Raw genomic sequence first — 13,360 nt, 5'->3', positions numbered from 1 at the left:
AGTATAACGGTGGTGACGCTTTATTTAAGCGCACCTTCGGTAATGCCTTTAATGATCTGCTTTTGCAAAAATAAATACATGACCAGCACCGGAATAATCGTCATCATCAAGCCTGCCATCAGCGGCGAAAAGTCGACCGAATAAGAGGAAAAGAAATTATATGTCGACAGTGGCAATGTTCGATAATCCGGGGACAGCAACACTAGACTCGGCAGCAAATAGTCGTTCCAAATCCATAATACATCCAGCACGATTAACGTTACAAACACCGGTTTGAGCAGCGGCATGACGATCCAAAAAAACGTATGTGCACGCGAGCTACCTTCCATAAAAGCCGATTCCTCCAGCTCATACGGAATGCCTTTAATAAAGCCATGAAACGTAAACACACCAAACGGAACGCCAAAGCCGGCATACATAAATACGAGGATGGTCTTGGAATCAAGCAGCTCCAAATTGCCATACAGCATCACCAACGGAATCATCAGCACCTGAAACGGCAATGCCAACGAAGCGAGCATCGCAAAAAAAATCCACCCATTCACCCGCCATTTAAACCGTACAAACAAATACCCGGTCATCGACGAAAACAGCAAAATAACAAACACCGACCAGACCGTTATCGTCAACGAATTCATCAACCCGTTCCCAAAGTCCATACTGTCCCATGCGCTGATGTAATTGTCGAGTGTCCATTGTTGCGGCAACGACAGCGGATTGTCTACAAATTGTTCGGTCGTTTTGAACGAGTTCATAATAATGATCAGAAATGGCGTTAAAAAGACGAGCAGTAGCACGTACAACAATAGCGTTTTCAGCGAATGAAGCGAGCGCTGTGCAGTCATCAAGACTCCACCTCCAACCGTTTCAGCAAATACGATTGCGTAAGCGCTACAATCGCTACCACCGCAAACAGCACGACCGCTTCCGCCTGTCCGACACCATATTCATTAGACAAAAACGCCTTTTGCACAATATGAAATGTAGCCAACTCGGTCGAGTTAAACGGCCCGCCCTTCGTCAGCGCCAAATTGATATCATACGTCAGAAACGAACGCGACAGCGACACAAAAATACAGATCACAATCGCCGGCACCGTCAGCGGCAACATAATTTTGCGAATGACCGCCATTCGGCTCGCACCATCCATATTGGCAGCTTCCAGCACATCGCCCGGAACACCGGCAAAACCTGCGATATAAATGATCATCAAATAACCGATTAACTGCCACGCCGTAACGATCACCAGCGCCCAAAATGCGGTGTCCGTATTCGTCAACCATGAAGTAGCAAACAGCGACCAACTATACTTATCACCGAGATATGGCAACACTTGCGAAAACAACGTCTGCCACAAATAACCAAGCACAATCCCGCCAATTAAATTGGGCGTAAAAAAGCCGGTTCGCAGCCATTGCTCTCCACGTCTGCCACCCGTTAATGCCAGCGCCACAAAAAACGCTGCCACATTTGCCAGCACAACCGTACAAAATACATACTTCAACGTGAACCAAAGCTGCTGCCAAAACACCGTATCCAGCCACACCTGCTTATAATTGGCAAGTCCAATAAACGAACTGTCACCGGTATTCACATCCCAGTTCGTAAACGTCAAATACAAACCGACCACAAACGGAATGATCACTACCGCCATAAAAGCAAATACCGACGGCCCGCCAAATAGCAGAAATGTGCCCATATTGCGCATCCATTGTTTTCTCGTCATGTTGACCTCTCTTTCAGCAGTCATTTTGCCAGCTTACCGGTCAAGAGCGGAAAACATCAAATCCACTTTCCGCCCTTAACCGTACTACTGCACTTATTTGCCTGCTTGCGATTTCCAGTATGCTTGTACCTCGTCAATCAGCCCTTGACGGTTAATGACGTTCACCAGATACTTTTGCATGGACGCACCCGTTTTCGCCCAATAATCTTGCGGCAAATAATTAATGACACCGATATTGATCGTTTTGCCTTCATCCACATATTTGCTAACTGCATTGGAGATCGCATTCGTGCTTTGTACCTTTACGTTTTTGTAAGGCAGTGCAAGCCCCATATCCGCTACGATCGCTTTTTGTCCTTCATCGCTAGTGACGAGCCATTCGATAAATTTCTTCGCCGCTGCCTGCTGTTCCGGTGAAGAACCGGAATTGTCGATCGCCATTAGCTTCGGTTCGCTGTAAGCAATCTGCGTATTGCCGTAATCCGCCGGATTGTTGCTAATCGGCACCGGAATGATGCCAAACTCCTGATCACGCCCTTGTAATGAACCGATCACCGACCATGTCCAATCGCCCATAAAATAAAAAGCCGCGTTTCCTTTCGCAAAATCGGCACTGTCCTTATTGTAATCATTGGTCAGCGGGTCTTTGCTGCGTGCATTGTATTTTTTCAACACATCAAATGTATCCATCAATCCATTGAACACAGCGTTATTCGCCAATGACTGTGTACCGTCTTCCAACCCTTTCACAAACTTAAGATCGGTTTGTACATCTTTGGACTGCAACGCATAAACGAGTCCCAAATAATGCGCCCCGAGCGACCAATCTGCGCCATGAATCATAACCGGCGCTTTACCGGCTGCCTGGATTTTTTGAAATAAAGCTTCCAAATCAGCACGCGTTTTAATCGTTGTCGGATCAAATGTACCGCCAATCGCTTCTTCCACCGCACGTTTGTTGTACAGTAAACCATATCCTTGCGCCGTCCACGGAATGCCTAGAAATTTGCCATCCAGAAGTGCATTGTCCACTGCACCCGGTTTGGTCAGCTCCTCATATTTGGATTTCTCGGAATCGAGATCGAGAAACTTATCTTTGTATTGCAAAATTGTGCCTGGATCGAGATTAGATATCGTTGGCGGGTTGTTTGAAGCGAGCAAAGACTGGAACTTTTCCAGTTGCGCCCCACCGATCGGTGTCGGAATCAGATCGATCGTCACCTTCGGATTCAGCTCATGATACTTTTCAAACAGCTTCTCAAATACACTGTTCACCTCTGCGGATGTATTAAAAAACGTCAGCTTCACTTCACCATTCCCAGCGGATGATGCTTCGCTCTGTCCTGCATTGCTGCCTTTGCCCTGTGAACAAGCAACCAGCAGCATGATGACCAACAGTATAGCGATCCACGGCGCAACTTTTTTAAACATGTTACAACCCCCTTTAATTATGAATACGCTTACATTCAAAATACAGCTTTATGATAACCGGTTGACACAACCTATGTCAATCGATTGACATGCCAAAATAAAAATAAAATCGCCCTGTCTTCTAGACGGGTACATCCCGAAGACAGAGCGATTTATAATACGATATATCATACAGCATCCAATGAACAACATAGGGCAATGCCGTCACATGCAAACAAGCTCGGAATGACCGCAAACTACAGCCCGTCTGCTTCATTCAACCTATCATCAATCAGCCAAACGGTAACCTACGCCGCGCACGGTGGCAATGTATTGCGGTGCTGACGCATTGTCACCAATCTTTTTGCGCAAGCTTTTGACGTGCACATCGACCACATTGCTACCGCCAAAAAATTGCGTGCCCCAAATTTCGCTCATCAATTGCTCACGCGATAATACGCCGCCTTCGCTTTCAACTAACATTTGCAGCAGATCATATTCCGTCTTAGTCAAATCGATCCGGCGTTGACCACGATACACCGTCATTTTTTTGCGATCGATCCACAGGTCTTTGAATACGATGCGATGCTGCGCATCATCGGCTGCCGGCGCGACTGGACGACTAGCACTGGAGCGAATGACACGCTCGACATGGTATAGCCCTTCTTGCGGACGCATCGGCCAGACGAGCAGTTCTTCTTCCGTCCATTCTTTCATACCTAATGCAAGCATCTCCTCACGTACGAGAAAAATCGCAGGTACATGAGAATCATTCTCATTAATACGTGACTTGGCAAGCTCAATGTCGCTGCTGCCTGCTGATGAGATCATGTCGAAAATGTAAAGGTCTGCACTGATCGCACCGGAACCGCTATTTTCCCAGCGATGAAATACCATCACATCAAAGCAGCTGTCCGATAATGTACGGGTCAACTCATGCACACGGCTTGGAGCCGGGCTAATGATTACGACGCGGCGTGTAACCGGACAAGCAAGCGCCATCGATTCTGCGGTCACTTCATCAGTAACTGTTCCCCAGTTCAGCGTAGAACGAGAACTAGAAAGATAATCATTCTCAATTACTTTTTCGATTTGTTTTTGCATTCAGTACACACTCCTTTAAATACAACATGTGCATGGTGAACATCGTACCCTGTCTCCTCCGCTACATCTGCATACCATTGAAGCGGTGCTCCGGTCATGACTTCATCGACACGACCACATAATTCACACACAATATGCTGGTGATCATCCATTTTACCGTCGTAACGGCTAGCTGCTTCACCAAGCTTTAATTCACGAATTAATCCATTGTCAGTCAAGTATCGAAGTGAATTATATACCGTCCCATAAGCGAAATTATGACCACGCTCTACCAACCGATTCATGACGTCAGCGGCAGTCGGGTGATCATCAGCATGATAGACGATATCATATACAGCTTTACGCTGTGTCGTCAGATTGATGGTTTTCACATGGATCATTCCCTTAATTTGATTTTAGAATAAGTATAAATCCATTTCAAATCCGGGTCAATAGCTTTACAAATTAAAGTGATAATCGTTCTCAGGAATTTAAGTGTACGATCCACTTCCCAATTGCATCCGTGCTTGCATTTTCAAATCGTTTGAGGATCATGCACGCAATTTTTACATATTTGTATAGCAGCACAATGTTCCGTCCCATTTCCAGATCACATTTTAAACCAAAAGGAGCGCTGCATCGCACTCCTTTTACATGTTCTATTTACCCTATATCGTTTCCTATCGAACAGTATGTGACTGTATTGTCTACGTGCATTCAAAATGCGATACATGATGATCACAACTACTCACACTGCACCTATAATACTCAAAACAGACTTGTAGGCTCCAGCGAGAACATGATGATTACAACTACTCATCCTGTACATTGTACAGCACCCGTGCCAGCAAATTTTGCCCGTAATTGCCGAAATTTTTACCAAAAATCGTTAGCCCGCGCTTATTGGCAGGCCCATCCGTTACGGCGATGCGGAAATGAATATTGCTTTTGTAATCCAGTTCGATATCGCTTAGCGTCACATCCGAGATACGGCAACCATCAATATAACTGCCTTCCTGTGTAATGCGGATCAGTTTGAGCATTCCGTATTGATTCAGATGCGGCGGCCACCAGTCCGGATTGAACGTACCGCGGGTATCGCCAAAATCGCCGGGGCTTGTCCAAAAACCGATTTGTTTGCCATTGACGTAAAAGTAAATATCAGACGGATAATTGTCACAAAAACCAGGCGCTTCCGAGCAAAGTTCCATCGAAAGCTGAATTTCATTAAACGTTTGATTCGGCTTCAAATAATTCGGAATCCGGTACTCCAAATAGCCTTCGTTCAGCCAGATCATCTCAGCATCAATACGCTGCGGATCGGCAAAATAGCGCGGATCATCGAACTCGCCAATAATGCTGTCACGAGTAGCAAGACCGCAAGTAGGTGCCGCCTGATAATCGCTGTAATGACCAACCTGAATATCGACCTCATACCGATTGTGAATTTCTTTCGTCCGCAGATCGACCATTAACTTTTCTTCGTTCAAATAACAGATTTTCTGAATCCCATGCTTGCCGACGGCAGTATTAATTTCGATCAGTCCGCTTTCCTCCAGCTTTTTAATGTGCATCGTAATCGCACCATTGCTTAGCCCTAGCTTTGTCGCAAGATCATTTAAATTTAAACTTTGATTTTGAGCCAGCAATTCGATAATTTGAATCCGAATTTCCGAACTGAGTGCCTTAAAAATATTAACGCCTGACATCAAATCTTTAATATATATCATAGATTGTATCCCTTCTTCACCTTTTATATGGGCAATACAGTTTGCTTTATTTTAAATAATTATAAAATATCATGAACGAGAAAGAAATACTAAATAACAGCAAAAAGAAACTGTTTGTATCGTTTCTACAAAATGACAAGCGAGTTTGTTGCAATCGATGTTTACGGTAGATTATATCGATTATACGTTGCTGCAATCGTCTTTAAGCAGATTGATATCGAGAACGGATATTCATACTTCGCTGCAAAGTACGGTATGATTGTTCGTTTAAACAAGCGAATAGCCAGTAGGAACAATAATTTAAATAAATTTAAAATATACCATTGAAATCTAATGAAAACGCTTTTATAATATGTGTATACCTAAACTGTTTTATATTTATCTAAATGAAAATATTTTATCCGAGAGGTGGCGTTCTATTTGAAAAAACTGCGTAATCGCAAAGCGTTTCGATTGATTCGCACTGCATTGCCGCTCGTCCTTGCAATTACCCTGTTAGTTGTCGGTCAGTCACAAGTAAACGCAGCATTTTGGAATTTGTCTGGCGATACTGGTGTACATGATCCGTCGATTATTAAAGAAGGCAATTCCTGGTACACTTTTTCCACCGGTCAAGGTTTACAAGTGTTAAAATCAGACAATGGTACTTCTTGGTATCGTGCACCGCAAATTTTCCTAGAAGAACCGTCATGGTGGGCACAAGCTGTACCTAAACATAAAAAGCTCGATGTATGGGCACCGGACGTACATCAATACAATGGCAAAGTGTGGCTGTATTACTCCATCTCCTCATTTGGCGATAATACATCCGCAATCGGTCTGGCGAGTGCGAGCAGCATTGGCGCTGGACAATGGAAAGACGAAGGATTGGTAATTCAAAGTACGTCATCTAACAACTACAATGCGATCGATCCGAATCTTGTCATTGATCAATCAGGCAATCCGTGGCTTGCATTTGGTTCGTTTTGGAGCGGTCTCAAAATTGTAAAACTGAACAAAAGCACCATGAAACCGGACGGACAGATTATCTCGATCGCGGCGCGTCCGAATAATAATGGAGCGATTGAAGGCGCAAGCATTACGTACCATAACGGTTACTATTATCTGTTTGCTTCGATCGATTCTTGCTGCAAAGGCGTGAACAGCACTTACAAAATCGTTTATGGACGTTCCACTAACATTACAGGCCCATATGTAGACAAAAATGGGGTGCGCATGTTGGATGGCGGTTATACGCTGTTTGATGCAGGCAATGACAGATGGAAAGGTCCAGGCGGCGAAGACATTTACAATGGCAATATTATCGCCCGTCATGCCTATGATGCTAAAGATAATGGCAATCCCAAATTGCTAATTAATGATCTATATTGGGATTCGCAAGGCTGGCCTACCTATTAAGTAAGCTGCGGGATCAAAATTGTAGCCTAATTATCATGTATGATGCAATTTTGATCCCGTTTATATTGTTGATAACGATCGATGGCATACGGTTACATATACAGACTCAGGAGGTCATATGATGTTTAACAAAATGGTTCACAAAAAAAGCTGGCTCATTTGTATCGCACTCATGCTCATTAGTGCATTAGCGCTGTCAGGCTGCGGCAGCGGAAGTTCCGCCAACGGTAAAAAAGAACTAACGTTTATGTTCCGTGGCGGAACCGATGAACAAAAAGCGTATGAGAGCGTCGTCAAATCATTCGAAGCTAAACACCCGGATGTTCAAGTAAAAATTATCGTCACTACGCCAGACCAATATTCAACTAAGCTGCGAGCAGCGATTACCGGCAACCGTGTGCCTGACGTATTTTATTTTGGACCAGGCGATATGAAAGCGTATGTAAACAGTAAAGTGCTGCTCAATTTGACACCATATATCGAAAAAAATAAAGATGTGAACTTAAACGATATTTGGAAATATGGCGTTGATCTGTATCGTTATAACGGTCAAATGGTCGGTGAAGGCGATCTGTACGGAATGCCTAAAGATTTAGGTCCTTTTGCACTCGGCTATAACAAAACATTGTTCGAAAAAGAAGGATTGCCTTTACCTGATCCGAACAAGCCGTACACTTGGGAACAATTTATTAAAATATGTCAGCAAGCAACCCGGGATACGAACGGAGATGGCAAACCTGATGTGTTTGGAACCGGCTTCAACGTGCAATGGACACTGCAACCGTTTGTATGGAGCAATGGTGCGGACTGGCTAGACAAAACAAAAACAAAAGTAACGATCGATGATCCGAAATTTGCGCAAGCACTGCAATTTTTCGCAGATATGCAAAACAAATATAAAATCACTCCTTCGATCACAGAAGCACAAACATTGGATACGTACCAGCGCTGGATGAAAGGTGAGATGGCATTTTTCCCTGTCGGCCCGTGGGATATGAGTACATTTGAGAAATTGCCATTCGATTATGATTTGATTCCTTTCCCGGTAGGCTCGACTGGCAAACCGGCAACATGGGTCGGTTCACTCGGAATCGGTGTTTCTTCCAAAACCAAATATCCAACCGAAGCGGCTGAACTCGTTGCTTATCTGACCGCTTCCAAAGAAGGCATGCAACAACTTGTTGATGCCAAAGTACAAATTCCGAATTTGATCGATATGGCGAAAACATGGGCAAAAGATACCAAAACCAAACCTGCCAACAAACAAGAGTTCCTTGATATTATCGAAGACTACGGACGCGCATTGCCACCTAACTATACGTACAATTCCGAATGGTATGACCTGTTCTTCACCGATATTCAACCGGTACTTGACGGCAAAATGACCGCCAGCGACTATGTTGCACAAGAACAGCCCAAAATGCAAAAACTGCTTGATCAAGCGATCGAACAAGAACAACGTTCCCAAAGCAAATAAGCGATAGGTGCCAGCAGCGGCTACTTTTGCTACTGGCGCCTGTTTTGTCAAAATTGATACGAGCATTGGAAAGCTCCATATCGCCCACCTGCTCATATTACAAACAGGGGTGACCAACATGCATACTAAATCTAGTTTGTACCGCAAAGAAAAGCTGTACGGATATTTGTTTATTTTGCCTCCGGTAGTCGGCTTTGTCATCTTTGTATTGCTTCCGTTTCTGTATTCGTTTTATGGTTCGTTTACAGATTGGGATGGATTGGGACAAATGAACTTTATCGGTCTGGAAAACTACAAAGATTTGCTGACTGACGATCTGTTTTACAAAGCGATGTACAATACGTTTTTTCTGATGCTCGGCATTCCGATCGGCTTGGTGCTTGCCTTGCTGCTAGCGCTCGGTCTAAATCGTAAAATTCCGGGCACGACTACATTTCGCGTCATTTATTACATTCCGGTCATCTCCTCGCTCGCTGCGGTATCGATTATGTGGAACTGGGCGTACAACGGCGATTATGGATTGGTCAATCAGTTTCTAGCTTTGTTTGGCATTAATGGCCCGAACTGGCTCGCTAATAAAGAAACGGTCAAACCTGCGCTCATCTTAATGACGATCTGGAAAGGTCTTGGTTATACGATGCTGTTGTACTTGGCTGCACTGCAAAGTGTATCGCGCACTTATTATGAAGCAGCCGAATTGGATGGAGCGAACGGCTGGCAAATTTTCCGCCATATTACGTGGCCGATGGTACAACCGGTAACCTTTTTCATTATCGTAACGAATATTATCGGCGGCTCCCAGATTTTTACCGAAATGAACATTATGACCCCTACAGGTGGGCCTGAATATTCTTCAGCATCCATTGTGTTTTACATTTGGCAAAAAGCATTTGGCAATCTGCAAATGGGATATGCCTCCGCAATGGCATTAATTCTTGGTATCTTCATCTTTATCATCACTTTGATTCAATTTAAAATCAACGAACGATCTGCCTACGATGGAGATTAAGCAACCAGGAAAGGAGCATACTCAACATGTCCTATAGTTTCCAAAAAAAGTTAACCAATTCGATTATATTCACAATCCTTTCGATTGGTGCTATTGCGATGATCGCCCCGTTAGTTTGGATGTTATCGACATCGTTAAAAGAAAAGCAGGATGTATTTGCCCTTCCTCCTGTATGGATTCCTAAAGTATTTCAATTCGAAAATTATAAAGCGATTTGGGAAGCAGGCCCATTACTTAGCGGTATTGAAAACAGTCTGATCGTAGCGATCAGTGTGACCATTGTCGGTACATTCACGTCCAGTCTGGCGGCGTTTGCGTTTGCCAAATTAAGATTTCCGTATAAAAGTAAACTGTTTTTGCTGTTGCTAAGCGCGATTATGATTCCATATCCAACGGTAATGATTCCGCAGTTTATGATGTTTTCCAAGCTCGGTTGGGTCGATACGCTGCTGCCGTTGATCGTCCCCGGCCTGTTCGGCAACATCATTATGATCTTCTTCCTGCGCCAATATTTGACGAGCGTACCGGATGCGATTATCGAAGCCGCCAAAATCGACGGCAGCTCCTACTTCCGTCTGTACTCCAGCATTACGTTCCCGCTAATCAAGCCTGCGGTAGCGGCACAGCTAATCCTCTGGTTTATGGGCATCTGGAACGATTATTTGGCACCGATTATTTATTTGAATTCACCGGAAGTACAAACATTGCAGCTCGTGATCGCTAATTTTAACGCCACCTATGCGATTCAGACCGATTATCCGCTCATTATGGCGGCATCGATCGTCGCACTGTTGCCGGTGCTGATCGTCTTTCTAGTGTTCCAAAAACAAATTATCGAGTCGGTGGCAATTTCCGGTGTGAAAGGATAAATGCGTATGAACCGTTATCAAAGTTTGGCGGCGATGGTGCTGTTATTGTTCGTCGGCACGACAGGCTGTGCCAATGATGAACAACCTGTACGCAAACCTTCATTTCCAGAAGCTCCATCAGATACAAAGTTGTACGACACGTCCATTTTGAACGATGAATCCAAATGGACGGTTAACAACGCTCATGATCCCGCCATTATTAAAACCGATCAAGGCTATTATGTCTATTCTACCGATGTGCGTGTCGCCGGCGAACCGAAACCAGGCGTAATGGTACGCAAATCGAATGACCTGATCAACTGGACATGGGTAGGGCAGGCGCTGGCAGGTATTCCGCAGGCAGCACTGCATTGGACAAATGCCGTTAATTTATGGGCACCGGATGTGATCAAAGTCGGCAATACATACCGGATGTATTATTCGGCTTCCAGCTTTGGTAGCACCCAGTCGGCAATCGGCTTGCAAACATCGCCGTCGCCGGAAGGCCCGTGGACGGATCAAGGATTAGTCGTAAAAACCGCCGGACAGGAAAAAGATCGTCTGAACGCGATCGATGCCAACCCGGTCGTCGCTGCTGATGGCAAGATGTGGATCGTGTATGGATCGTTTTTTGACGGCATCTATATCGCTCCACTTGATGCGGACACTGGCAAATTGGCGCAGGACGGCTACGGTACACGCATCGCCGCCCGCGATCGCGCTACCGCAGACGGTGCGGTAGAAGGCCCATACATCATATACAATCCGACCTTCAACAAATATTATCTGTTCGTCTCCTATGATTCATTGTTTGAAGATTACAACGTACGTGTTGCACGGGCAGACTCCATTACCGGCCCTTATACCGACGTCAACGGCATGAATATGCTCGCTACAGAACATTTGCCACAATATGAAGTTGGCACCAAAATACTCGGTGGTTACCGGTTCAGCGAAGGCGAAGGCTGGATTGCTCCCGGTCATAATTCGGTGCTGCAAGACGGCGACAACTATTACATCGTGCACCATGCCCGCGGCGAAACCGACAAAAATTGGCCTTACTTACATGTGCGCAAAATGTTGTGGACAAATGACGGCTGGCCTGTCGTCTCGCCGGAACGTTATGCTGGCGAACAAGAGCAGCCGATCCCCAAAGCGATGCTTGCCGGTACATGGGAAGGCATGACCATCGATCCGTCTGTCAACGGACAAATACAGTCTGTGCCCTACACGATAACGAATAACGGCAAGCTGCAAGCTGACAACGGCTCCGGCAGCTGGACATTTGACGGCAAGCAGACGATTACAATGACATGGACTGAAAGTCCGTGGGGCGGCGCTTCGACCGCACAAATGAAGCTGCTACCCGCTTGGGATTGGGAACGCAGCCAGCCCGCGCTAGTGATGACAGGCATGAACGATCATGGTATTGCCGTTTGGGGCAAGCAAATTAAGGCGGCGAGCAAGTAAGCCCAGCATGGCTATTTACACTCATTTTGAAAGGGGACTTCTTTGATGAGCAACTCGAGTTCGATCCACTTTAACAATCCTATTTTGGAGCAGCGTGCCGATCCGTGGGTGTACCGTCATACAGATGGTTACTATTACTTTTCCGCCTCTGTGCCTGAATACGATCGCATTGAAATTCGCCGTGCCGAGACGTTGGAACAACTGCGTACAGCCGAGCCGGTAACCGCATGGACAAAGCCACCGAACCGCGCCAACATCTGGGCACCAGAAATTCATTATATCGATGGCAAATGGTATATTTACTACGCTGCCGCCTGGACGACCGAAACGAACGACGGCTTGTTCGACCACCGTATGTACGTACTCGAGAACGATTCCGCTAACCCGCTGGAAGGCACATGGCTGGAAAAAGGACAAATTCGTACCCAATGGGAAACATTCGCACTGGATGCGACTACGTTTCAACACAAAGGCATCCGTTACCTCGTCTGGGCGCAAAAAGACCCGGATATCGTCGGCAATTCCAATCTGTACATCGCTGAAATGGAAAATCCGTGGACACTGCGTGGGGAACAGGTTATGATCGCCACGCCGGAATACGAGTGGGAAATTATCGGCTTTAAAGTCAATGAAGGCGCCGCTGTGCTGCACCGCAATGGCAAGCTATTTATTAGCTATTCCGCCAGCGCTACCGATCATCATTACTGCATGGGTTTGCTCACCGCAGACGAAGACGCTAACCCACTCGACCCGGCAAGCTGGACAAAATCGGCGACGCCTGTCTTTGCAACGAACGAAACGAACAGTCAATACGGCCCCGGACATAACAGCTTCACCGTATCACCTGACGGTAAAACCGATATTCTAATCTATCATGCACGGAACTATAAGGAAATTGAGGGTGACCCGCTATATGACCCGAACCGCCATACACGTGCACAGGTCATTCGCTGGAAAGAAGATGGTACACCGGATTTTGGTGTGCCGGTGCCGGATGGGGAGGTTGGAGCTGAGGTGGAAGTGAACTAAATAAGTACACCTTCAACGATATGAACCTTTGTCTAGATGCGCAAAGGATCGTTGTTGAAGGTGTTTTTTTCATCTCTATTATTGAGCATATTGTATTAAGCATGGTACTCACCTCCTCCGTTTAAAAACTATAAGGTTGCTACTTGCTTATCCTACATCGTTCATCCATTTTATAAAATA

General features: G+C 45.4%; 12 protein-coding genes. 6 read left to right on the top strand and 6 right to left on the bottom strand.

Annotated features, from left to right (window positions below; genetic code table 11):
* Positions 1-20: 20 nt before the first annotated feature.
* The 6 genes from U1I11_RS12125 to U1I11_RS12100 all read right to left on the bottom strand — a co-directional run bounded on the left by U1I11_RS12125 (position 21) and on the right by U1I11_RS12100 (position 5,949).
* On the bottom strand, positions 21-845 hold the full coding sequence (locus U1I11_RS12125; RefSeq protein WP_322906607.1) for a carbohydrate ABC transporter permease: 825 nt from the start codon (positions 843-845) through the stop codon (positions 21-23).
* On the bottom strand, positions 845-1,726 hold the full coding sequence (locus tag U1I11_RS12120) for a carbohydrate ABC transporter permease (RefSeq protein ID WP_322906387.1): 882 nt from the start codon (positions 1,724-1,726) through the stop codon (positions 845-847). Before U1I11_RS12120 ends, U1I11_RS12125 begins: the two co-directional genes overlap by 1 nt.
* 93 nt (positions 1,727-1,819) lie before the next feature.
* Positions 1,820-3,157 (bottom strand): ABC transporter substrate-binding protein, encoded by a 1,338-nt coding sequence (locus tag U1I11_RS12115; RefSeq protein WP_322906386.1) that lies wholly within the window; start codon positions 3,155-3,157, stop codon positions 1,820-1,822.
* A 267-nt stretch (positions 3,158-3,424) separates the two neighbouring features.
* A complete protein-coding gene (locus U1I11_RS12110; protein WP_322906385.1) occupies positions 3,425-4,240 on the bottom strand; it encodes a winged helix-turn-helix transcriptional regulator in 816 nt (271 codons plus the stop codon).
* Positions 4,216-4,611 carry a Fur family transcriptional regulator gene (locus U1I11_RS12105; RefSeq protein ID WP_322906384.1) on the bottom strand — a complete coding sequence of 132 codons (396 nt, stop codon included), beginning with the start codon at positions 4,609-4,611 and terminating at the stop codon, positions 4,216-4,218. The genes U1I11_RS12110 and U1I11_RS12105 overlap by 25 nt, the downstream gene beginning before the upstream one ends.
* A gap of 420 nt (positions 4,612-5,031) precedes the next feature.
* Complete coding sequence (locus U1I11_RS12100; RefSeq protein ID WP_322906383.1) at positions 5,032-5,949, bottom strand: ArsR/SmtB family transcription factor; 918 nt, start codon at positions 5,947-5,949, stop codon at positions 5,032-5,034.
* A 468-nt stretch (positions 5,950-6,417) separates the two neighbouring features.
* Here U1I11_RS12100 and U1I11_RS12095 point away from each other — a divergent pair, with 468 nt between their 5' ends.
* The 6 genes from U1I11_RS12095 to U1I11_RS12070 all read left to right on the top strand — a co-directional run bounded on the left by U1I11_RS12095 (position 6,418) and on the right by U1I11_RS12070 (position 13,180).
* Positions 6,418-7,347, top strand: a complete 930-nt coding sequence (locus U1I11_RS12095) for an arabinan endo-1,5-alpha-L-arabinosidase AbnA (protein ID WP_322906606.1) — start codon at positions 6,418-6,420, stop codon at positions 7,345-7,347.
* Positions 7,348-7,480: 133 nt separating this feature from the next.
* On the top strand, positions 7,481-8,824 hold the full coding sequence (locus tag U1I11_RS12090; protein WP_322906605.1) for an ABC transporter substrate-binding protein: 1,344 nt from the start codon (positions 7,481-7,483) through the stop codon (positions 8,822-8,824).
* A 118-nt stretch (positions 8,825-8,942) separates the two neighbouring features.
* Complete coding sequence (locus tag U1I11_RS12085) at positions 8,943-9,833, top strand: carbohydrate ABC transporter permease (RefSeq protein WP_322906382.1); 891 nt, start codon at positions 8,943-8,945, stop codon at positions 9,831-9,833.
* Positions 9,834-9,859: 26 nt separating this feature from the next.
* Entirely contained in the window at positions 9,860-10,702 is an 843-nt protein-coding gene (locus U1I11_RS12080; RefSeq protein ID WP_322906381.1) for a carbohydrate ABC transporter permease, read from the top strand.
* A gap of 33 nt (positions 10,703-10,735) precedes the next feature.
* Entirely contained in the window at positions 10,736-12,151 is a 1,416-nt protein-coding gene (locus U1I11_RS12075; RefSeq protein ID WP_322906604.1) for an arabinan endo-1,5-alpha-L-arabinosidase, read from the top strand.
* Positions 12,152-12,196: 45 nt separating this feature from the next.
* Entirely contained in the window at positions 12,197-13,180 is a 984-nt protein-coding gene (locus tag U1I11_RS12070) for a glycoside hydrolase family 43 protein (protein ID WP_322906380.1), read from the top strand.
* Positions 13,181-13,360: the final 180 nt, after the last annotated feature.

This window comes from Paenibacillus campi (genome assembly GCF_034659835.1).
Lineage (GTDB): Bacteria > Bacillota > Bacilli > Paenibacillales > Paenibacillaceae > Saccharibacillus > Saccharibacillus campi.
The sequence above is the reverse complement of the archived record's forward strand: the minus strand, read 5'-3'. Positions and strand labels throughout refer to the sequence as shown.

Bases quoted from the DNA above. Each gene is read 5' to 3' on its own strand.
- U1I11_RS12090 (WP_322906605.1), top strand. From the start codon at position 7,481: ATGGTTCACAAAAAAAGCTGGCTCATTTGTATCGCACTCATGCTCATT.
- U1I11_RS12085 (WP_322906382.1), top strand. From the start codon at position 8,943: ATGCATACTAAATCTAGTTTGTACCGCAAAGAAAAGCTGTACGGATAT.
- U1I11_RS12100 (WP_322906383.1), bottom strand. From the start codon at position 5,949: ATGATATATATTAAAGATTTGATGTCAGGCGTTAATATTTTTAAGGCA.
- U1I11_RS12080 (WP_322906381.1), top strand. From the start codon at position 9,860: ATGTCCTATAGTTTCCAAAAAAAGTTAACCAATTCGATTATATTCACA.
- U1I11_RS12120 (WP_322906387.1), bottom strand. From the start codon at position 1,726: ATGACGAGAAAACAATGGATGCGCAATATGGGCACATTTCTGCTATTT.
- U1I11_RS12125 (WP_322906607.1), bottom strand. From the start codon at position 845: ATGACTGCACAGCGCTCGCTTCATTCGCTGAAAACGCTATTGTTGTAC.
- U1I11_RS12115 (WP_322906386.1), bottom strand. From the start codon at position 3,157: ATGTTTAAAAAAGTTGCGCCGTGGATCGCTATACTGTTGGTCATCATG.
- U1I11_RS12075 (WP_322906604.1), top strand. From the start codon at position 10,736: ATGGTGCTGTTATTGTTCGTCGGCACGACAGGCTGTGCCAATGATGAA.
- U1I11_RS12070 (WP_322906380.1), top strand. From the start codon at position 12,197: ATGAGCAACTCGAGTTCGATCCACTTTAACAATCCTATTTTGGAGCAG.
- U1I11_RS12110 (WP_322906385.1), bottom strand. From the start codon at position 4,240: ATGCAAAAACAAATCGAAAAAGTAATTGAGAATGATTATCTTTCTAGT.